Origin of the sequence: Corynebacterium genitalium ATCC 33030, assembly GCF_000143825.1 — a bacterium.
In the GTDB taxonomy this organism is placed as follows: Bacteria; Actinomycetota; Actinomycetes; order Mycobacteriales; family Mycobacteriaceae; genus Corynebacterium; species Corynebacterium genitalium.
The window spans coordinates 1,111,762-1,132,613 of sequence record NZ_CM000961.1 but is presented as its reverse complement, the minus strand read 5'-3'; the positions used below and the strand labels follow the sequence as shown (position 1 = coordinate 1,132,613).

Sequence of the window (20,852 nt, the reverse complement as noted above, 5' to 3'; positions counted from 1 at the left end):
GTTGAAGCTGTCGTCGGTCAAACTATCCTCCCAATCCGACGAGGCGGGCGGTGACGCGCTCGACCTCTTCCTGCGCGACCTGCTGGCGGGTGCGGATCTTCGCCACGACGTCCTCCGGCGCCTTGGCCAGGAAGGCCTCGTTGCCGAGCTTTTTGCCGGTGGTCTCCAGTTCCTTCTGCGCGGCGGCGAGATCCTTTTCCAGGCGCTTGCGCTCAGCGGCAAGGTCGACCGTGCCCGAAGTATCCAGCGCCACGTCGATCGTGGCGTTGCTCAAGCGCACCTCGACGCTTGCCGACGGCGCAAACCCCTCCTCCGGAGCCTCCACCTTCGCGATCGACCGGACCAGCTCCTCCTGCCCGGCCAGGTCGGCTGCCGCGAAGTCGAGCTTCGCTGGAACCTTCTGCGAGGGCTTGACACCCTGGTCGGAGCGGAAGCGGCGCAGCTCAGTGATCAGTGCGATTGCGTCCTCAATGCGGCGCTGCGCTACCTCGTCGGGTTGCGCGCCGCCGTTGGTGTCCTCCGCTGTCGGCCACTGTGCCAGGCAGAGAGACTCTTCTTCCGTGAGCGCTTTCCACAGGACTTCGGTGACGAACGGCATCGTCGGGTGCAGCAGGCGCAGGACCACGTCGAGGACGCGGCCGAGAACGATCTGCGTGTTGCGTCCGCGTGCGCGGTCCGCCTCGCTCGCAGAATCAGTGTCGCGCGGAATCTGGGTCTTGGCGATCTCCAAGTACCAGTCGCACAGCTCGTCCCAGGCGAAGTGGTAGAGCTCCTCGTTGGCTTTGGAGAACTGGTAGTCGTCGAGAAGCTCGTCGACGTGGCTGCGCACTGTCTCGAGGCGGTCGAGGATCCACCGGTCTGCGTCAGTGAGCTGCTCGCGGGGCGGCAGCGGTCCAAGCGCAGCGCCGTTCATCAGCGCGAACTTCGTCGCGTTGTAGAGCTTGGTGGCGAAGTTGCGGGCAGAGGCGGCGTTGTCATCACCGATCGGCAGGTCGATGCCCGGGTTAGCGCCGCGAGCCAGGGCGAAGCGCAGTGCGTCCGCACCGTAGTCGCGCACCCAGTCCATCGGGTCGATGCCGTTGCCCAGGGACTTCGACATTTTCCGGCCCTTCTCATCGCGGACGAGGCCGTGGAGGAAGATGTGCTCAAAAGGTATCTGCGGACGGCCGTCGGCGCCAGAGCCGAGGACATCCGGGGTCTGCGTGCCGGCGAACGTGCCGAACATCATCATGCGCGCGACCCAGAAGAAGAGGATGTCGTACGCGGTGACCAGCACGGTCGTGGGGTAGAACTTCTCCAGCTCCGGGGTCTTCTCCGGCCAGCCCATCGTCGAAAATGGCCACAGCGCAGAGGAGAACCAGGTGTCCAGGACGTCCGGATCCTGTTCGTAACCGGCCGGCGGCTCCTCGTCGGGGCCACAGCAAACAATGTCGCGCTCGCCGTTCTCGTCCTCGGGGCCGTACCAGATCGGAATGCGGTGGCCCCACCACAGCTGGCGCGAAATGGTCCAGTCGTGCATGTTGTCCACCCAGTCGAAGTAGCGCTTGCTCAACGACTCAGGGTGGATCTCGGTGTCGCCGGAACGGACGGCATCGCCGGACATGCGGGCGAGCTCGTCGACCTTGACAAACCACTGCAGCGAAAGGCGCGGTTCGATTGGCTCGCCAGTGCGCTCGGAGTGGCCAACGGAGTGGACGTAGGGGCGGACTTCCTTGACAATCCTCCCCTGCGCGTCAAGTGCCTCGCGCACCTTGACGCGCGCGTCGAAGCGGTCGAGCCCGTCGAACTGGGTGCCGGTGTTCGCGATGTGGCCGGTGGAGTCCATGATGATCGGCATGTCCAGGTCGTGACGCAGGCCCATCTCGTAGTCGTTCGGGTCGTGCGCCGGGGTGATCTTCACGGCACCGGTTCCCAGCTCCATGTCGACGTAGTCGTCGGCGATGACCTTGATTTTCAGGTCGTCGCGGAACGGGTGGTCGAATTCCTGGCCCACCAGGTCCGCGTAGCGCTCGTCATCGGGGTGGACGGCGATGGCGACGTCGCCGAGCATCGTCTCAACACGGGTGGTGGCCACAACAAGGTGCGGCTCATCGTCGTTAAGCGAGCCGTAGCGGATGGAGACGAACTCGCCCTCGACGTCCTCGTACACTACCTCAATGTCAGAGACAGCTGTCTCGAGCACCGGTGACCAGTTGACCAGGCGGTAGTCGCGGTAAATCATCCCAGCGTCATAGAGCTGTTTGAAGATGGTCACGACGGCGCGGTTCAGACCGTCGTCAAGCGTGAATCGCTCCCGCGACCAGTCGACGGAATCGCCGATCGCCCGCATCTGCGAGGTGATGGTGCCGCCGTACTTTTCTTTCCACTCCCACACGCGGGAAATGAACTCGTCGCGCCCGTAGTCGTAGCGGTCCTTGCCCTCGGTCTCTTTGAGCATGGCCTCGACCTTGGTCTGGGTGGCAATGCCAGCGTGGTCCATGCCCGGTAGCCACAGCACCTCGAAGCCCTGCATGCGTTTACGGCGTGACAGGGAGTCCATCAGCGTGTGGTCGAGCGCGTGACCCATGTGGAGCTGACCAGTCACGTTCGGCGGCGGCAGCACGATCGAGTAGGCGGGCTTGTCCGAGGCCGGATCAGCAGTGAAGTAGCCCTTAGCTACCCAGTCCTCGTAAATGCCCTGCTCGATCTCCTGCGGCTCCCAGCTCTTCGGCAGGGAGTCGGCGCGGTTGGCGCCGATGAGGGACTCGTTGAATGTGTTGCCGCTTTGTTCAGTCACGCAGAACAGTCTAGCGGGGTCAATGCTCGCGCTGATAAGGGGGAAAGCTCTAGAACAGCTTGTCCGCGATCTCCGCTTCCGCGCGCAGTGCCTCAATGTTGGCGTCGATGCGCTCGCGCTGGAACTCGTTCAAATCCAAGCCTTCGACGACGCTCCACCGGCCGTTGATGCCGATGACCGGAAGGCCGAAGACCAGGCCCTCATCGACACCGTAGCTGCCGTTCGACACCACAGCCGACGTCACCCACTTGCCTTCAGTGCCGGCGACCCAGTCGCGCATGTGGTCCACGGCCGCCGACGCAGCAGAGGCCGCAGACGAGCGCCCGCGCACTTCGATGATCTCGGAGCCACGCTTAGCGACGCGCGGAATGAACTCCTCGACATACCAATCACGCTCAACACGATCCTTGACCGGCTGGCCACCAACAGTGGCGTACTCAATGTCCGGGAACATGGTGTCGCCGTGGTTGCCCCACACCGCAATGGACTCAAAACGGCTCGAGTGCTCGTCCAGCTTTTGGGACAGCATGGAGATCGTGCGGTTGTGGTCCAGGCGCATGAGCGCGTTGAAATGCTCGGGGCCGACATCCGGGGCAGCCTTGTTGGCGATGTAGGTGTTGGTGTTGGCCGGGTTACCGATCACCAGCACACGCACGTCATCCGCCGCGTGGTCGTTGATGGAGCGGCCCTGGTCGATGAAGATCTTGCCGTTGGCCTCCAGCATGTCCGCACGGGATTCGCCCTTGCCGCGCGGCTTCGCGCCGACGAGGAACGCGGCGTTCGTGCCGTCGAAAGCCTTCTGCGCGTCATCCGTGACGTGCAGATTGCAGATCTTGTTCAGTGCAGAGTCGCTGAGTTCCATGGCTACGCCGTCGACCTTCTGCACGTTGTCCGGGATGTCCATCAGCGTCAGATCCACCAGGGTGTCGGGGCCGAACACTTCGCCAGCACCGATGCGCCACAGCAACGAGTACGCGATGTTGCCGGCGGCGCCGGTGACAGTGACTTTCACGGGTTGGTTCGGTGCAGTCATAGTGGATGATCTCCTTGCTGTAGCGTCTCACCCCCTGCCGGGGTTGTCCTCCAGGTCCATGCTACCCCCGTTCTTCTAGGGTTTTTCCACCCTGACTGCCCCGTTTACCCCCATATTCGCCCACCGTGCGAACAATTTAGGCAATCTTATGGTTGATCAATTAAGTATTTATCCCCCGGCCCCGAGGAGGCAGACGTGTCCGACCTGACCGCGCAGCGCAATCCGGTTGGCCACTCCGCGCCCGCAGTCAAGGCCCGCATCGAGCAGGCCGTTGATGTCGCGCTGCGCGAATTCGCTCGCAACGGGTACGCCGCCACCCGGCTGGAGACCATTGCTACGGAAGCCGGTGTGACCAAACGCATGCTGCACTACCACTTCGGCGACAAGAAGGGCCTATACGTCAGTGCCCTGCAACGCGCTGCATGGTCCTTCTCCCCGCCGCAGGAATTCCTTGAGCGCACCTTCAAGGTGCCTGTTGAGGGCATCCGCCGCTTTGTAGACTCGATCTTCCACCAGATGGTCCAGCACCCGGACTCAATCCAGCTGTTCCTGCGTGAGAACCTCGACCCGGTTCTGGACAAGAGCGACGTGACCGCCATCTGGAGCAACATGGACATGATCCTCCAGATCGAACGGTTACTCATGATGGGTCAGGATGCCGGAGCATTCCGTCCCGGCGTGTCCGCCTCTGACCTTGGCTTCATCATCGCCTCGACCGCGTTCTTCCGCGTGGGCAATAAGGACACGATGGACAGTTTCGGCGCGATCAACCTGTTCACCCCGGACAACACGGAGGGGATGCGGCGGCTCACCATTGACCTAGTGTTGTCGTTCCTGACCTCGACGATCCCTGACACTGGGCACAATTCTTACCTGACAGTGTCACTGCCGAGGGACATGCAGGCAGGCTCGTCTGACTCTGAGCAGGGGGACGATGCGCTGCCCGTCGATTACAGCGTGGGCGAATCCGCCGACGACATTTACGACAACGGCAGCGGCGCCGGCACTCTGTAGCTCAGGTCCCCGGCTTAAGCGGACTTCTTGGCGTCGCGGAGCACGTAGTCCGGCTCAGCGTCGTCGTTGACCACCGCATCAGTGATGACCACTTCGTCCACGTCATCGCGGTCCGGCAGGTCGTACATGATCGGGACGAGGATCTCTTCCATGATCGCGCGTAGGCCGCGGGCACCCGTGCCGCGCTCCGCTGCCTTTTTCGCCACGGCAGACAGTGCCCCGTCGTCGAACCGCAACTGCGCCCCATCCATGTTGAACAGGCGCTGGTACTGCTTGACCAGAGAGTTCTTCGGCTCAGTGAGCACGCGCACCATGGATTCTTCATCGAGGTTCTCCACAGCGGCAAGAATCGGCAGACGGCCAATGAACTCGGGGATGAGACCGAACTTGACCAAGTCCTCCGGCTGCACCTGAGCGAGCATGTTGGCTTCCTCGCGCTCCGCGGCCGAATCGATCTCCGCGCCGAAGCCGATTCCCTTCTTGCCCACGCGTTCGGCGATGACCTTGTCCAAACCGTCGAAAGCACCCGCCACGATGAACAGGATGTTCGTCGTGTCCAGCTGGATGAACTCCTGGTTGGGGTGCTTGCGCCCACCTTGCGGCGGCACGGATGCAACGGTGCCCTCGAGGATCTTCAGCAGCGCCTGCTGCACACCCTCACCAGACACGTCACGGGTGATGGAGGGGTTCTCCGACTTCCGGGAGATCTTATCCACCTCGTCGACGTAGATGATGCCGTTCTGGGCGCGGTTCACGTCAAAGTCTGCTGCCTGCAGCAACTTCAGCAGGATGTTCTCCACATCCTCGCCGACATAGCCCGCCTCCGTCAACGATGTCGCATCGGCGATCGCGAACGGCACGTTGAGCATCCGGGCGAGGGTCTGCGCCAGGTAGGTCTTACCCGAGCCTGTCGGCCCGAGCAGCAGAATGTTGGACTTGGCAATCTCCACGTCCTCATCCCGCTTGCGAGCCCCCGATGCAGCGGACTTCTCCGTGCGGACACGCTTGTAGTGGTTGTACACAGCAACGGCCAAGGTGCGCTTCGCGCGGTCCTGCCCGATCACATACTGGTCCAAGAACGAGGTGATCTCAGAGGGACGCGGCAGGTGCCCGTCGTCGCTCGTCTCCTGCGCCTGAGCGCCGGCCAGCTCTTCCTCGATGATCTCGTTGCACAGCTCAATGCACTCATCGCAGATGTAGACGCCGCCGCCGGCAATGAGCTTGCGCACCTGCTTCTGGCTCTTGCCGCAGAAGGAGCACTTCAGCAAATCCGAGCTGTCTTGCGTTACTGCCATGGGATGTGTCTCAACTCTCGCTTCTGTCTCGCCACTTAGAACTGACAACCTCAACGCTACCCGGCGGGTGGAACATTCCCGTCCGCCCCCGAGCAGAAAACATGTGAGGTTTCGGTCTCTCGAGTGTAACCGCCCAAGCCGCCAAAACCGGCATTGATCGCGCGTCTGCAGGATGCCGGTAGTTCGGGAACAATGAATGCCATGACAATCCTTGACGCACAAGTATCCGGCAATGAAAACAGTGAAAAGACCGTTGTCCTGCTGCCGTCCATCGGCACGACCCACGAGTCGTGGGATGCGCAGCTTCCCGCATTAGAAGACGAGTTCAAAGTGGTGTGCATTAACCACCGCGGCCACGGCGAGTCCCCCGTCCCGGCGGTCAATCTGGGCATGACCACGGTCGACGACCTCGCAAGCGATGTCATCGAGACCCTCAACTCGCTGGGCATTTCCTCCTGCGCAATCGTGGGCCTGTCCATGGGTGGTGCGATTGCACAGCACCTCGCCGCAACGTCCGACTTGGTCGAGCGCGCGGTCTTCGCTTCCACGGCGACGTTCCTCGGCGGGGCCGGCAAGTGGCAGGAGCGCTCCGACACCGCCCGCAACGAGGGCATGGACCCGATCGTGGATCCTACGGTGGACAACTGGTTCACGGACGGGTTCAAGGCAGAGCACGGTGATGTCGTCGATAAGTTCAAGGCCATGGTCGGCTCTGTCGATCCGGAGGCGTACGCGCAGTGCGGCGATGCCTTGGCCAAGTGGGGTTTTGATGAGCGCCTGCAGGAAATCACCGTTCCGGTCCTGGCCATCGCAGGTTCCAACGACCCCTCCACCGGCCCCGACAAGCTCCGCGAGATCGCCGATGGAGTCACGGGACCGAGCGAGATGAACGTCATCGAGCCCGCATCCCACCAGGTGGCAACGGAACAGCCCGACATGTTCAACGAAGCTCTGGTCGCGTTCCTCAAGGCCTAAGCTTTACGACGTTTCCTCGCCCCGATCCGGAGCGTTTCCCCCACCACAACCGCGATCCCCGGTTATGTTTAAAGCATCCCGTTAATTGACGATGCAAGGAATATCGCCATGATCGCCCTCCCGCGCCTACACACCCGCCGAGCAGCTGCTGCCGTCGGCGCAGCTGTTCTGCTCCCGCTCAGCCTCGCCGCATGCGGTGGAATCGAAGAACCCACTATCGACGACAGCGCCAGCCCCGAACCCCTCGACCCGGTGACCATCACCGAGACGATGTATGACGAAGCGGAGACCGAGGCTGAAGAAGAACCGGTCGATGATGAGCCCGCAGAACAAGCTCCGGTTGAAGAGTCCGAGGACCCCGTCGAAGTGTCTTGTTCCGCCGTAGAAGGAGACTTGGAGCATGACGGCAGGGTGCTCGGAGAATGTGACGGTGAATGGGCTTACGGCTACACCCCTCAGTCCGACGACTCCGTGTACTACATGCTTTCAGGCACCCACTGGGTGGAGATCCAGCCGGACGGCCAAACCTTTACCGGCTTCAACTGTTACGACGTGGACTCCTACGCAGACGATGGCGCACCGGCGTTCATCACTGACAAAATGATGGAGTGCGATTAGGAATTTAACGGGCAAAAGCTGCGTAACCAGTGCCGAGCCATTCATCCTAGGTAGTTTGGCCTGTACAACTGTTGGTTGATTTGCCGGAGGCCACAATGACTACTCGTTCTGCAACCCACACTCTCAGCACCCTCGTTTGCGCGGCTCTACTTCCTCTCGGGCTAGCCGCATGCACCGAGGACGCCCCGCTGCCAGAACCCGCCCCGAGTCCTGAGACCACAACGGAAACTGTCTCCGAGGAGACTGAACCAGAAACAGACGACAGCTCCACCACGGTCACAGTCTCCGAAACGGAAAAATCGACTGACGCAGCCGCGGCTGCGGAACCGGCCGAATCCCCGACCGGCCCGTGCGAGTGGACCCCCGCAGAGGAAGGCGATATCGGTGACACCATCTCCGCCTACTGCGACGGACAGTTCGCCGTGATCGGGAAGTACCGCTCCGACAACGTGGAATACCTGCACTGGGACGGCAACGACTGGCAGCCAATTGAGCACGACGGACGCGATCCGGCGTCGAACTTCAAGTGCTACGACCACGACAAGGTGCGCGAGATGGGTGCGCCGGAAGAGTTCGTCGAAAAGCTCACTCCGTGCCGCTAAGAGTGGTGCCAAGATTTAGTTCGCATGGTTGCATTGGTAATAAGATCTGACCTGGTCTTTTGGCTACCAAGATCAGGCCCGATGCAAACTAAATCTGCGGGACTAGAAGTCGTGGATCTGTTGCGGCGCCGGAACCGTTCCTCGGTTTGGCGCGTGAATGCGAATAAAGACAACGCCCCCGCGAATCCAGGCCGGTGAAGGCTGGACGCGGGGGCGTCGATAAGCGAAAAGCTCTTATGCGTTGAGCTTGCGGTAGTCGAAGACCTGGTCGATGATGCCGTACTCGACAGCTTCCTCAGCGGTGAGGATCTTGTCGCGGTCGGTGTCGATGCGAACCTGCTCAGCGGTGCGGCCGGAGTGGCGGGCCAGCGTCTCCTCCATGAGGCGGCGCATGCGCTCGATCTCCTGGGCCTGAATCTCCAGGTCAGAAACCTGGCCCTGGGTGCCCTGGGTGGCCGGCTGGTGAATGAGCACGCGGGAGTTCGGCAGCGCAGCGCGCTTGCCCGGAGCACCAGCAGCGAGAATCACTGCCGCAGCGGATGCGGCCTGCCCCAGGCAGACGGTCTGCACGTCGGGGCGGACGTACTGCATCGTGTCGTAGATAGCCATCAGGGAGGTAAAGGAACCGCCCGGGGAGTTGATGTACATCGTGATGTCGCGGTCCGGATCTTGGGACTCCAGGACAAGCAGCTGCGCCATGATGTCGTTGGCGGACGTGTCATCGACCTGGGTGCCCAGGAAGATGATGCGCTCCTCGAAGAGCTTCGAGTACGGGTTGGTTTCCTTCGTGCCGTACGACGACTGCTCGATAAAGCTCGGCAGAACGTAACGGGAGTTAGGCATCTGGAAAGACATATTTTCTCCTTTGAATCTCTGCCGGGTTAGTTGCTGATGGTGCCTTGGGCGTTGGAGATCACGTGGTCGACGATCCCGTAATCCTTTGCCTCCTGCGCGGTGAACCAGCGGTCGCGGTCCGAGTCCTTGGTGATTTGCTCGAAGCTCTGGCCGGTGTGCTCCGCGATGAGCTCCGCCATCTCTTTCTTCGTCTGCGCGAACTGCTCCGCTTGGATGGCGATGTCAGCTGCGGTACCACCCACGCCTGCCGACGGCTGGTGCATCATGATGCGCGCGTGCGGCAGAGCAAAACGCTTGCCCTTCGTGCCGCCCGACAGCAAGAACTGGCCCATCGATGCAGCCAGACCCATGCCGTAGGTGGCAATGTCGCACGGCGAGTACTTCATCGTGTCGTAGATCGCCATGCCCGCCGTCACAGAGCCGCCCGGAGAGTTGATGTACAGCGAGATGTCGCGGTTCGGATCCTCTGCGGACAGCAGGAGGATCTGCGCGCACAGCTTGTTCGCAATCTCATCGTCGACCTGCTGGCCGAGGAAGATGATGCGCTCACGCAGCAGGCGCTCGTACACCGAGTCACCCAGGTTCATGCCGGTGGCCGGGGTTGTCATCTACAGTGCTCCTTCTAAATCAGTTTTCGTTGCGTCTCAAGTAACGCCCCACCCTAGTCGCGGATTCCCGCCGGGCGGTCTGTGTTCGCTGTCAGCGTGCGGGCTAACGGCAAACCCCGGCAGACGGGAGAATGTCCAGCCTGCCGGGGTGCACGAAGATTTACTTCTCGTCTGCCGAATCAGCGTCAGCGGCGTCAGCGTCTGCCTCAGCGGCTTCAACCACGGCTGCGTCGGCAGCCTCTGCCTCAGCAACCTCGTCCTCGTCGAGTTCACCGAAGTACTCGTTCGGATCGATGGTGTTGCCGTCCTCGTCCTTCACGGTGGTGCGCGCGATAGCGGCGGCCAGTGCCTTGCCGCGGCGGACATCGGCGTAGAGGTTTGCCACCTGGCCGGACTGCTGCAGCTGCATGATGAACTGGTTCGGGTCCATGCCGTAGGACTGGGCGGTGAACAGGATGTGGTCGGTCAGCTCCTGCTGGGACACCTCCGGCTCTTCCTGGTCGGCGACAGCATCGAGGAAGAGCTGGGTACGGATGGAGTCCTCGGCGTTCTCGCGGGACTCCTTGTCGAACTCCTCGCGGGTCGTGCCCTGCGCCTCGAGCAGCTGGGCGAAGGCGGACTCGTCGTGAGCCATCTGGCCGAGGATCTGGTGGAGCTGGTTGTGGACCTGCTCGTCGACAGCTGCGGTGGGCAGCTCGAAGGAGGACTGTGCCAGCGCGGCCTTGAGGACCTCGTCGCGGATGTCAGCAGCCTGCTGGTTCTTGCTGTTTTCCTCGAGCTGGGTCTTCGTGGACTCGCGCAGCTCCTCGACGGTGTCGAACTCGGAGGCCATCTGCACGAACTCTTCGTCGAGCTCCGGCAGGGTGCGCTCCTTGGTCTGCTGGACGGTCACGGTGATGGTGGCCTGCTCGCCCTTGTGCTCGCCGTATTGGATCTCGGACTCGAACTCAGCGGACTCGCCGGTCTTGAGGCCTTTAATGGCCTTGTCCAGGCCTTCCATGAGGTCGTCGCGGCCGATCTCGTAGGAAATACCCTCCGTGGAGGCTTCCTCAATCTTCTCACCGTCGACGGTTGCCTCGAGGTCGATGACCGCGAAGTCGCCCTTCTTCAGCTTGCGCTTGGTGTCCTTGAGTTCGCCGAAGCGGGCGCGCAAGTTGTCCAGCTCCTCGTCGACAGCGTCGTCGCCGACCTTGATCGACGGCACCGTGACGGAGATCTTGGAGAAGTCCGGAACCTCAATCTCCGGGCGGATGTCCACCTCAGCGGTGAACTCGACGTGGTCATTGTCCTCAATCTCGGTGATCTCGATCTGCGGCTGGCCCAGCACGTTCAGCTCGTTCTCGGTGACGGCCTGCTCGTAGCGGGTCGGCAGCATATCGTTGACAACCTGCTCGAGGATCGGGCCGCGGCCAAATCGGGCGTCGATAAGCTGGCGCGGAGCCTTACCGCGACGGAAACCCGGGATGTTGACCTGCTGAGCAATGGCCTTGTACGCCTGGTCGATTTCCGTGCCGAGCTCCTCGAAGGGAACGGTCACGGTCAGCTTCGCGCGAGTGTCGCTGAGCTTGTCCACGGAAGTCTTCACGGAAATACTCTCCTGGCTAGTTGTCTTCGTTGTCGTTAGGTTCACCTGGGCGCCGCGTAAAGCGGTGCCCTGTCGGGGCGACAGGATTTGAACCTGCGACCCCCTGCTCCCAAAGCAGGTGCGCTACCAAACTGCGCCACGCCCCGTAAGCTGCTCAGGGGTTCACCCCGCTAGCTCACGGGAGACGATTCTACGTGGGCCCAATGAGGGCAGTTTCATCGGGGGCCAGGAATGAACAAGAGCTGACTCCGGATTTCCAGGAGCCAGCTCTGTGGTGGAGGGAATGACGGTGTCTGAAGTCATGACATAGTTGACACGGCGTGCCTGGGACAGCATTCCTGATGGTTGACAGGTCAGTCGCGACATTGTTGACACTTAGGGGGTAGAAACAATCTGGGGTGATGGTTGACACCTCAGTCGCGACATCATTGACACCTCCCGCCACCCCCGCGTGTTTAGTGACGGTGCTGGTATCAGTCGGGACATCGTTGACAGATGAACAGCCCGAACCGAAATCTCGCCATCGTCAAAGCCGTCCGCGATCAAGGCGAACCAGTCACCAAAGTCGCCAAACGATTCGGCATCTCCCGCCAACGCATCTACAAGATCCTCTCCGAGTTCGACGCCGGAGGCGAACAAGCCATCGCCCCCAAATCGCGCGCGCCGCACACCCACCCCAATGCCGTGCCGGAGACCCTGCGCAACCACATCATCGACATGCGCAAAGAACTCACCAAAGCAGGTTTCGACGCAGGGCCCGACACCATCGCTTTCCACTTAGGACAACAAGGCCTGCGTGTGCCGTCAACATCGACGATCCGCCGGATCATCACTGAAGCCGGACTTGTTGCCCCGCAACCGCAAAAGAAACCACGCAGCTCCTACATCAGGTTTGAAGCGGCCATGCCCAACGAATGCTGGCAGGCCGACATCACCTACCTCTTCCTCATCGACGGCAGGCGCGTAGAAGTCCTCGACTTCATCGACGACCACTCCCGCTACCTGCTATCGATCACCGCCCGGCCAGCATTTACAGGGCCAGCTGTCGCAGCAGAACTACAGCGCCTCATCGACACCTACGGCCCACCGGCATCCACACTCACTGACAACGGGCTGGTGTTCACCGCCCGACTAGCCGGACGCAAAGGCGGCAGAAACGCATTCGAGAAAACACTTAACGACAACCGTATCCAGCAGAAAAACGGCCGGCCAGGCCACCCACAAACCCAAGGCAAAATCGAACGCTTCCACCAAACACTCAAACGCTGGATCAACGCACAACCACCAGCAGAAACCATCCCCCAACTACAACGGCAGCTCAACGAATTCACCGCCTACTACAACACCGAACGCCCCCACCGATCACTCGGACGCCGTACCCCACACCAGGCCTACACAACAGGACCTAAAGCTGAACCAACCTTCACCCCGAAAGAAGAATGGCGCACCCGCAACGACGTCGTCGCCGCCAGCGGCAAAGTCACCATCCGCTACGCCGGCAGGCTCTACAGCCTAGGAATCGGCCGAGCCCACAGCGGCGAAGAAGTCCTGATGATCATCACCGACAACCACATCACGACATCACTAAAAGAAACCGGCGAACCCATCACCGAGCACTACATCGACACATCCCGCAACTACCAAAAACCATACTGGCGAAAAGGCCAACCCCCACTGACCTGAAAACCACAACCGGCGCCTTGGAAAAAATAAACACCAAGACGCCGGTTTGTCCACCATGTCGCGACTCATCTGTCAACAATGTCGCGACTGATGACAGTGGAGGGAATGACGGGAATCGAACCCGCGTCTTCAGCTTGGAAGGCTGAGGTATTAGCCACTATACGACATTCCCACTGCGGTTTAAGCGCGCAGACAATCCTAGCCCAGCCTCACGCGCGGGACCAAAAATGGAACTTGCGGGGCGGTTCATCCGTTGTGACTAGTGTGAGCGTACTTAGTCTTCTCCTTATTGTCGTAGCGATCGGCGGCGTGATGGCGCTGATCAACAACTCCCAGAACAGCAGCCAGCGTGCGATCAATAGCAACGCGTCGCTTGACGACGCAAAAGCGGACGCCCAACGGTGGGTCGACCGCCTGGGACACCAAGTGCTGACGATATCGGGCGAGGATGCCGCCTCGACGCAGGCCATGGCCGACGCTTCCGAGCGCTACAACGCAGCGAACTCCGCACTGCAGAGCGCCACCACGGTCAGGCAGGCCCAGCTGGCACGTGAGTCAGCCTTGGAAGGCATGCACTACGTCAACGCCGCCCGAGAGATCCTTGGGTTGGCACCGGGACCAGCCCTGCCTGAGCTGGAAGCGCAGCGTCAGGCAGGCAAGGTCACTGAGCGCCGCACCGTTGAACACGACGGCCAAGCCGTGACGGCGTCGCCCTACGCCAGCGCGGACACCCCGCACTACTACCCCGGCGGCGCCGTTGCTGGCCGTCCGGTGCCGGCTGGCTGGTACTCCACCGCGTGGTGGGGTCCCGCCATGATGACGGGCATGTGGGCGGCGAGCTCCATGATGTTCTACTCCGCCATGTTCGCCGGCATGGGGGGCACACCCAGCTCGGACGAGTTCGCCGCTGGCGACTTCGGGGCCGACGGCGGCGGTGCAGAGGACATGGGAGATATGGGTGTCGGTGATGCCGGCGACATGGGTGATGCCGGGGACATGGGCGGCGGATTTGGCGACGGCGGTGGCTTCGGCGATGGCGGCGGATTCGACTTCGGCTTTGATTTCTAGCCGCTCGATCGTTATCCAGGTCTCATAGGCTCGCCGGGTGTAATGTAGGTCTCAACCGACACGCTATTTGAGTTCAAGGAGGCCCGACATGGCCAAGATCAACACCCGCATTAACGAAATGCTCGGCATTGAGCACCCCATCATCCAGGGCGGCATGCAATGGGTCGGCAAGGCCGAGATGGCAGCTGCCGTTTCCAACGCGGGCGGCCTCGGCATCATCACCTCCCTGACCCAGCCCACCCCGGAAGACCTGGGCAAGGAAATCGACCGCTGCCGCGAGATGACCGACAAGCCCTTCGGTGTGAACCTGACCATCCTGCCGACGATTACGCCGCCGCCGTACGAGGAGTACCTGCGCGTTGCCATCGAGAAGGGCATCAAGATTGTTGAGACCGCCGGCGCCAACCCGGCACAGCTGGTGCCAGGCCTCAAAGCTGCGGGCGTGACCGTGATCCACAAGTGCACCTCTGTGCGCCACGCCATCTCCGCCCAGAACAAGGGCGTCGACATCCTCTCCATTGACGGCTTCGAGTGCGCTGGCCACCCGGGCGAGGACGACATTCCGGGCCTGATCCTGCTGCCGGCTGCTGCGGACAAGCTGGAGATCCCCTTCGTCGCCTCGGGCGGTTTCGCTGACGGCCGCGGTCTTGCCGCTGCTCTGTCGCTGGGCGCAGAGGGCATCAACATGGGTACCCGCTTCGTGGCCACCGAGGAAGCTCCGGTGCACCAGAACGTCAAGCAGGCCATTGTTGACCGCTCGGAGCTGGACACCAACCTCATCCTGCGCACGCTGAACAACACCGCCCGTGTGGCGAAGAACGCGGTGAGCGACGAGGTCGTCGAAAAGCTCAACCAGGGCGCGCAGTTCCCGGAGATCCGCGACCTCGTGGCCGGTAAGCGCGGCGCGCAGGTGTACGAGACCGGCGATCTGGATGCTGGCATCTGGTCCGCTGGCCCGGTCCAGGGCATCATCAACGACATCCCGTCCTGCCAGGAGCTGCTGGACCGCATTGTTGCTGATGCAGTGGAGATCATCGAGGGCCGCCTGGCTGGATTTGTGGCGAAGTAATATGCGCGAATTCAAAGGCAACATCACCTCCGAGATCGTCGAAGATGGCGCGGTGACCATCGTCCGTATCTCCAACCCAGAGAAGCGCAACGCTTTGGAGCCGGACTCCTACTGGTCCATCGGCGACGCAGTGAATGAGGCGGACGCGAACCCGGCGACCCGGTGCGTGATCGTCACCGGTGATGACGCAGCATTCTGCTCTGGCATGGACCTGACCGTCTTCATCAGCGGTGAAGAAGAGATCTCCGCAGGCAACTTCACCGCTATTGAACACATGGTGAATGCGATCACCCGCGCCTCCGTCCCGGTCGTGGCTGCCGCTGAAGGCGCCGTCGCCGGCATCGGTGCTTCACTGGCGTGCGCGTGCGACCTCATTGTTGCGGGCCAGAAGACCTTCATCAGCCTGCCGTTCGGGCGCATCGGCCTCATGCCGGACGGCGGGGCCGTGGCAACGCTTGCGGCATCGATTGGCCGCCACCGCACGATGCAGCTGGTGCTGCGCCACGAGCGCATCCCCGCCGCCGACGCCGTGTCATGGGGCCTGTTCACCGAGGTGGCGGACAACGCGCTCGAGCGTGCCCTCGAGTATGCCCGTGAATTCCGCTTCTCGCCGCGCGGGGCGCTTGCTGACGCGAAACGTGCCGTCAACCGCGCTTCCTTGGCCCAACTGCCGCTCAGCCTGGCCGAGGAAGCGCGCGCCCAGACCGCTCTGGCCCACAGCGCCGAGCACAAAGAAGGCGTGAAGGCGTTCCTGGAGCGCCGCGAAGTCACCTTCTAAGTCCGCTAGCCGGAAGTCTTCATAGCCCCACAGGATAAAGTGGGGCTATGAAGCGTTCCCCAGCCCTGCTCGCCGCACTGGCCCTGACTCTTCCGTTAGCTGCATGCGCGGGAGGCTCCGCGGGCAGCGCGGACGATGAAGAGAAGCAGGTCACTGTCGCGGATGACACCTGCGAGGTCGGCGACGATGAGGCCGACAGCGGCAAAGTGGCATTCGAAGTGACCAACGATGGCGGGCGTGAGACAGACTTTCTCGTTCTTGCGGAAGAGGGCCGCCGGGTCGTGGCCAAGCGGGGCGCCATCAAGCCCGAGGAAACGGCGGAGCTGTCCGTCGAACTGCAACCCGGCACCTATCTCACCGCCTGCAGGATGAGCGAGCGCGGGCCGTACATCGAAGCGGCCGAATTCACCGTCACCGGCGACGAGGTCGACTACACGCAATCCCGTGGGCAGCGCGAGAAAAACGCCCGCGACAATTACCTCACCTTCGTCCAAAACGAAGCAGCAGAACTACTTCCCGCGGTCGAAGAGTTCGCTGAAGCGTACGCCTCCGGCAACGACGAGCGTGCCAAAGAGCTCTATCCCGCCGCCCGGGTCCACTACAAGCGCATCGAGCCGATCGCCGAAAGGTTCGGGCTTCTCGATGCACGGATCGACGCCACCGAAGTCGAATACACCGAACAGGCCGAAAAGCTGCTTGAAAAGGATCCGACGTTCACCGAATGGCTCGGTTTCCACCGCCTGGAAAAGGACCTGTGGCCGCCTGCGGAGGGCGACGAGAATTCTGACGGTAGCTCCGCCCTGCAAAAGTGGGAGCCGTCCACCCCGCAGGAGCGCCGCGAGCTTGCAGACGCGCTCATCGCCGACGTCGAGCAACTCCACGGCACCATCAACGACACACCGTTCCAGGAAAGCGACGACATCACCTTCGAGTCGATCACAGGTGGCGCGCTGACCCTGCTCGATCGTATGGCGGAGACCGCAGCCACCGGCGAGGAGAATTGGTGGTCCGGAACAGACCTCAGTGACCTGGAGGCCAATACCGAAGGCGTGCGCGTCATCTTTGACACGGTCGCAGACCTCGACAGGGACAACAAAAAGCACGAAGAGCTTATCGACGACACCGACTCACGCCTCGCCGCGCTCGACAACCTCATTACGAAGCAGAAGGAAACTGGCCCAGACACCGGCCAGTCTGGTGACCGAGCAAAGCTAGTTGAGGTGATCGCAGCCCTGCGCAGCTCACTGGGCGACCTGATTGCCTAGGCTGTTCCCACCCCTTGTGATTTTCGCAACATTAACGGTACGAAAATCACTAAAGGATTCACTGTGCCCACCCCAGTGCAGCTAAGGTTAGCTTTGCTTGCCTTAGGCAAGCCTATCTTGCCAAGTAACGCACTAGAAAGTCACGGTGCACATGTTCATTGCCGCGTTCCTGGTCGGCTTACGCGAAGGTCTCGAAGCGACGCTGATCGTCGGCATGTTGCTTGCCGCTGTCCAGCGCCAAGCTGAGACGAACCGCCGTGGCGCAATGCGCATTGTTTGGACCGGAGTCGTGATCGCAGCTGCGATCTGCCTTGCCTTGGGCGCGCTTTTCACCTTCGGCCGTTACGGCTTGAGTTTCCGCGCTCAGGAGGCGATTGGCGGGATCATGTCGCTCGTGGCGGTCATCATGATCACCGGCATGATCCTCTCTTTGAGCAACGAAAGCGGCCGACTGCGCACGATGCTCGACGATAAGACAGGCGAAGCCCTAAGCCGCGGACGTCAAGCGATTTTCTGGCTGGCGTTCGTCGCAGTCGCGAGAGAAGGAATCGAGCTGACCTTGTTGCTGTGGGGGTGGACGAGGACCCCGTCGGCCGTCGTTGGCGCGTTCTCCGGCATAGCTGTTGCTATCGTTCTGGGCTGGGCCATTTACCGCGGGGCACTGCGTTTGGACTTGGGCACGTTCTTCCGCTGGTCAAGCGCCTTGCTCATCGTTGTCGCCGCCGGGATCCTCGCGTACGCGGTGCACGACCTCCAGGAAGCGCAGTTCCTCCCGGGACCATTCTCCGGTGAGCCTATTGCTCCGACCCATCCACGCACGGGCGAAGTTCTCACCGGTTTCGCCACGTATCCATTCTGGATGGCGTCGTTCCCCTTCGGCTGGGCCTTCGATGTCTCCGGCGCGATTGACCCGTCGGGCATCGTCGCCACGCTCCTGCAAGCGTTCACCGGCTTCATGCCGCAGATGTCGTGGCTTCAGGTCATTGCCTGGGGCGCGTACATGGCTGTCATTGTGCCGATCTTTGTCGGGCACGTCCGTGCGTCGAAAAGCGAAAAGCGTATCGACGCTGAATCACGAAAGGTAAATCTATGAAGCGTTCCCCAGCACTTGTCGCCGCACTGGCTATGACCCTGCCATTGGCAGCATGCGTGGAAAACACTGCTGACGGTGAAGGCCTGCAGGTCACCGCGAAAGAGGACGCATGCGAAGTCAGCGCCGGTGAGACCGAAAGCGGAACCACGACGTTCTCCATCACCAACCAGGGCGAACGCGTCACAGAATTCTACGTGCTCGCCGAAGACGGACTGCGCGTGATCGCCGAGCGCGAGAACATCACCCCCGGTGGCACGGCGGACCTGATCGTCCAGCTTGAACCCGGCAGTTACCACACCGCGTGCAAGCCAGGCCTGCGCGGTGCGAATGTCGGCCAGGCCAAATTCACAGTCACCGGTGAACCGATCGAATACGACGCGTCCGACGAGAAGCGTTTCAACGAGGCGCGCGACAACTACGTCGCATTCGTCCAAAATGAAGTCGCTGAGCTGCTACCCAAGGTCGAAGAGTTCGCTGAGGCGTACGCCTCCGGCAACGACGAGCGGGCGAAGGAACTCTACCCCACCACGCGTGTGCACTACGAGCGCATTGAACCGGTCGCCGAGGCACTTGGCGTGCTGGACCCGCGCATCGACTACCGCGAAGTGGACTACATCGCTGAAGCCGACGAGCTCGCTGAAGAGGACCCGACGTTCACTGATTGGTTGGGTTTCCACCGCATGGAGAAGGACCTCTGGCCGCCTGCCGAGGGCGACAAGAACGCCGACGGCTCCCCGGCCCGCGAGGACTGGGAGCCGTCTGACCCGGCAAAGCGCCGCGAAATCGCGGATGCGCTGATTGCCGACATCGGGCAGCTGAGCGAGACCGTGAACGCAGACGACTTCATCGAGAGCAACGACATCACTGTCGACACCGTCTCCAACGGCGCGATGGGCCTGCTTGAGGAAGTGGCCACCACAAAAGTCACCGGTGAGGAGAACTGGTGGTCCCACAAGGACCTGTATGACTTCCAGGCGAACATCCAGGGCTCCCGCATTGCGTTTGACATGGTCAAGGACATCGCCGCCGAACGTGGCGAGGAGGGCAAAGAACTCGTCGCTGACATCGAAGAGCGCTACAACGACGTCCAGGAACTCCTTGACGGGTACGGCTCCTTAGAGAACGGCTACGTCGATTACGACGAGGTCGATGCCGGCCAGCAAGCTGAACTCACCCGCGCCATCGACGCGCTGCGCGAACCCCTGGCCAAGCTCACCGGAACTGTCCTGGGCCTGAATGTCGAGAGCAGCGAAGAGAACTAGCCATGAGCAGGTTCGAACTCGACCGGCGAAAGTTTCTTGCGCTCGGAGGCGTCGGTGCTGCCGGGGCGGCTGCAGCAGCGTGCGCGCGGGAAGATTCGCGCGATAGCGGAAGCGGTGGCGCCGGCGGTATTGACGGTGCGAGCCATGAGGAACTCATCGTCGACTTCGCTGGGGCGCACCAAGCCGGCATCATCACGCCGATGCAGAACAACCTGCATTTCGCTGCGTTCGACATGTCCGAGAAAGCCGACCAGAAGAAACTGATCCGGCTGCTGGAGCGGTGGACTGACGCCGCCCGGCGCCTCACGTTGGGCGGCGAGGTGTCGTCGAAAGGCGCATTCGGCGGTGGGGCGAACTTCCCACCGGATGACTCCGGTGAAGCGTTCGACCTGGGGCCGTCTGCCCTGACCATCACGATCGGGTTCGGGCGCAGTCTGTTCCGGGATCAGTTCGGCCTGGCGGACAAACTGCCTGACGAGTTCAGCGAGATGCCGACAATGACCAACGACTTCCTCAATCGCGAGCAATCCGAAGGCGACATCTGCATCCAGGCCTGCGCGAACGACCCGCAAGTAGCCACACATGCGATCCGGAATCTGACCCGATTGGCTGTTCCGGATGCGTCGCTGCGCTGGACCCAGATCGGCTTCGGCAAAGCCTCGGTGACCAGCGCCGAGGAGCAGACCCCGCGCAACCTTTTCGGCCAAAAGGACGGCACCGCCAACATCCGCTCCGACGACGAAGAGGAATTAGACCAGCACGTGTGGGTGCAGGAAGATTCCTCTCAGCCGTGGGCAGCCGGCGGGACGTACCTGACAGCGCGGCGCATCGCGATGAACATCGAGGTCTGGGACACCCTCCAACTCGAGGAGCAGGAGCGCGTCACCGGCCGCGACAAGGTTGCGGGTGCACCTCTGACCGGCACCGACGAATTCGACGAGCCGGATTTTGACGCGGTGAACGACCGTGGTCGGCCCGTCATCGACCGCGGTTCCCACCTGTTCAATGTGCACCCGGCTCAAAACGGCGGGATTCGCATGCTGCGCCGCGCCTTCAACTACGTCGACGGCTCCAACGAGCAGGGACGCATGGACGCGGGGTTGTTCTTCATCGCGTTCACCCGCACCCCGGACCGTTTCGCTACCGTCCACCAATCGATGTCGCGCGACGAGATGTTCCTGGAGTATCTCAAGACCACAAAGACCGGCACTTATTTGATCCCGCCGGGCGTGGGTGAAGAGGGATTCATCGGCGAAGGAATGTTCGCTTGAGG

The 20,852-nt window shown here is 61.9% G+C and carries 18 protein-coding genes and 2 tRNA genes; 12 read left to right on the top strand and 8 right to left on the bottom strand.

What is annotated here, in order from left to right:
* Positions 1–22: 22 nt before the first annotated feature.
* A complete protein-coding gene (locus HMPREF0291_RS05370) occupies positions 23–2,785 on the bottom strand; it encodes a valine--tRNA ligase (RefSeq protein ID WP_198002237.1) in 2,763 nt (920 codons plus the stop codon).
* A 40-nt stretch (positions 2,786–2,825) separates the two neighbouring features.
* On the bottom strand, positions 2,826–3,809 hold the full coding sequence (locus HMPREF0291_RS05365; protein ID WP_005289103.1) for a malate dehydrogenase: 984 nt from the start codon (positions 3,807–3,809) through the stop codon (positions 2,826–2,828).
* Positions 3,810–4,004: 195 nt separating this feature from the next.
* Between HMPREF0291_RS05365 and HMPREF0291_RS05360 the strand changes: the two genes are divergently transcribed.
* Entirely contained in the window at positions 4,005–4,823 is an 819-nt protein-coding gene (locus tag HMPREF0291_RS05360) for a TetR/AcrR family transcriptional regulator (RefSeq protein ID WP_005289100.1), read from the top strand.
* A 14-nt stretch (positions 4,824–4,837) separates the two neighbouring features.
* On the opposite strand, the gene clpX is transcribed toward HMPREF0291_RS05360, so the two are convergent.
* Positions 4,838–6,118, bottom strand: a complete 1,281-nt coding sequence (clpX, locus tag HMPREF0291_RS05355) for an ATP-dependent Clp protease ATP-binding subunit ClpX (protein WP_005289097.1) — start codon at positions 6,116–6,118, stop codon at positions 4,838–4,840.
* 201 nt (positions 6,119–6,319) lie between these two features.
* On the opposite strand from clpX, the gene HMPREF0291_RS05350 reads away from it, so the two are divergent.
* The 3 genes from HMPREF0291_RS05350 (at position 6,320) to HMPREF0291_RS05340 (ending at position 8,313) form a co-directional block, all read left to right on the top strand.
* Entirely contained in the window at positions 6,320–7,093 is a 774-nt protein-coding gene (locus HMPREF0291_RS05350) for an alpha/beta fold hydrolase (protein WP_040424254.1), read from the top strand.
* Between the two features lie 108 nt (positions 7,094–7,201).
* The gene (locus HMPREF0291_RS11280) at positions 7,202–7,711 is read left to right on the top strand and encodes a hypothetical protein (RefSeq protein ID WP_005289092.1); all 510 of its coding nucleotides are present in this window, start codon (positions 7,202–7,204) and stop codon (positions 7,709–7,711) included.
* Positions 7,712–7,806: 95 nt separating this feature from the next.
* Positions 7,807–8,313 (top strand): hypothetical protein, encoded by a 507-nt coding sequence (locus HMPREF0291_RS05340; protein WP_005289090.1) that lies wholly within the window; start codon positions 7,807–7,809, stop codon positions 8,311–8,313.
* A gap of 234 nt (positions 8,314–8,547) precedes the next feature.
* Here the strand turns inward: HMPREF0291_RS05340 and HMPREF0291_RS05335 are convergent, their stop codons facing one another.
* The 4 genes from HMPREF0291_RS05335 to HMPREF0291_RS05320 all read right to left on the bottom strand — a co-directional run bounded on the left by HMPREF0291_RS05335 (position 8,548) and on the right by HMPREF0291_RS05320 (position 11,507).
* Positions 8,548–9,168 (bottom strand): ATP-dependent Clp protease proteolytic subunit, encoded by a 621-nt coding sequence (locus HMPREF0291_RS05335; protein ID WP_005289088.1) that lies wholly within the window; start codon positions 9,166–9,168, stop codon positions 8,548–8,550.
* 26 nt (positions 9,169–9,194) lie between these two features.
* The gene (locus HMPREF0291_RS05330; protein ID WP_005289085.1) at positions 9,195–9,776 is read right to left on the bottom strand and encodes an ATP-dependent Clp protease proteolytic subunit; all 582 of its coding nucleotides are present in this window, start codon (positions 9,774–9,776) and stop codon (positions 9,195–9,197) included.
* 160 nt (positions 9,777–9,936) lie between these two features.
* Positions 9,937–11,361, bottom strand: coding sequence for a trigger factor (tig, locus tag HMPREF0291_RS05325; protein ID WP_040423542.1), 1,425 nt, complete (start codon positions 11,359–11,361; stop codon positions 9,937–9,939).
* A gap of 72 nt (positions 11,362–11,433) precedes the next feature.
* Positions 11,434–11,507: transfer RNA gene (locus tag HMPREF0291_RS05320), tRNA-Pro, on the bottom strand.
* A gap of 349 nt (positions 11,508–11,856) precedes the next feature.
* On the opposite strand from HMPREF0291_RS05320, the gene HMPREF0291_RS05315 reads away from it, so the two are divergent.
* Positions 11,857–13,044: an IS481 family transposase gene (locus HMPREF0291_RS05315; RefSeq protein ID WP_005287373.1), complete on the top strand. Its 1,188-nt coding sequence runs from the start codon at positions 11,857–11,859 to the stop codon at positions 13,042–13,044.
* A 97-nt stretch (positions 13,045–13,141) separates the two neighbouring features.
* Here HMPREF0291_RS05315 and HMPREF0291_RS05310 read toward each other — a convergent pair.
* A tRNA-Gly gene (locus tag HMPREF0291_RS05310) sits at positions 13,142–13,216 on the bottom strand.
* Between the two features lie 92 nt (positions 13,217–13,308).
* Between HMPREF0291_RS05310 and HMPREF0291_RS05305 the strand changes: the two genes are divergently transcribed.
* The 7 genes from HMPREF0291_RS05305 (at position 13,309) to efeB (ending at position 20,850) form a co-directional block, all read left to right on the top strand.
* Positions 13,309–14,112 (top strand): hypothetical protein, encoded by an 804-nt coding sequence (locus HMPREF0291_RS05305; protein ID WP_005289078.1) that lies wholly within the window; start codon positions 13,309–13,311, stop codon positions 14,110–14,112.
* 67 nt (positions 14,113–14,179) lie between these two features.
* Complete coding sequence (locus HMPREF0291_RS05300) at positions 14,180–15,181, top strand: NAD(P)H-dependent flavin oxidoreductase (RefSeq protein WP_256001602.1); 1,002 nt, start codon at positions 14,180–14,182, stop codon at positions 15,179–15,181.
* A gap of 1 nt (position 15,182) precedes the next feature.
* Positions 15,183–15,959: an enoyl-CoA hydratase-related protein gene (locus HMPREF0291_RS05295; protein ID WP_005289072.1), complete on the top strand. Its 777-nt coding sequence runs from the start codon at positions 15,183–15,185 to the stop codon at positions 15,957–15,959.
* A gap of 47 nt (positions 15,960–16,006) precedes the next feature.
* Positions 16,007–17,224 (top strand): peptidase M75 family protein, encoded by a 1,218-nt coding sequence (locus HMPREF0291_RS05290; RefSeq protein ID WP_005289069.1) that lies wholly within the window; start codon positions 16,007–16,009, stop codon positions 17,222–17,224.
* A gap of 151 nt (positions 17,225–17,375) precedes the next feature.
* Positions 17,376–18,317, top strand: coding sequence for an iron uptake transporter permease EfeU (efeU, locus tag HMPREF0291_RS05285; protein WP_005289067.1), 942 nt, complete (start codon positions 17,376–17,378; stop codon positions 18,315–18,317).
* Positions 18,314–19,579, top strand: coding sequence for an iron uptake system protein EfeO (efeO, locus tag HMPREF0291_RS05280; RefSeq protein WP_005289063.1), 1,266 nt, complete (start codon positions 18,314–18,316; stop codon positions 19,577–19,579). Before efeU ends, efeO begins: the two co-directional genes overlap by 4 nt.
* A 2-nt stretch (positions 19,580–19,581) precedes the next feature.
* Positions 19,582–20,850: an iron uptake transporter deferrochelatase/peroxidase subunit gene (gene efeB / locus HMPREF0291_RS05275; protein WP_005289060.1), complete on the top strand. Its 1,269-nt coding sequence runs from the start codon at positions 19,582–19,584 to the stop codon at positions 20,848–20,850.
* Positions 20,851–20,852: the final 2 nt, after the last annotated feature.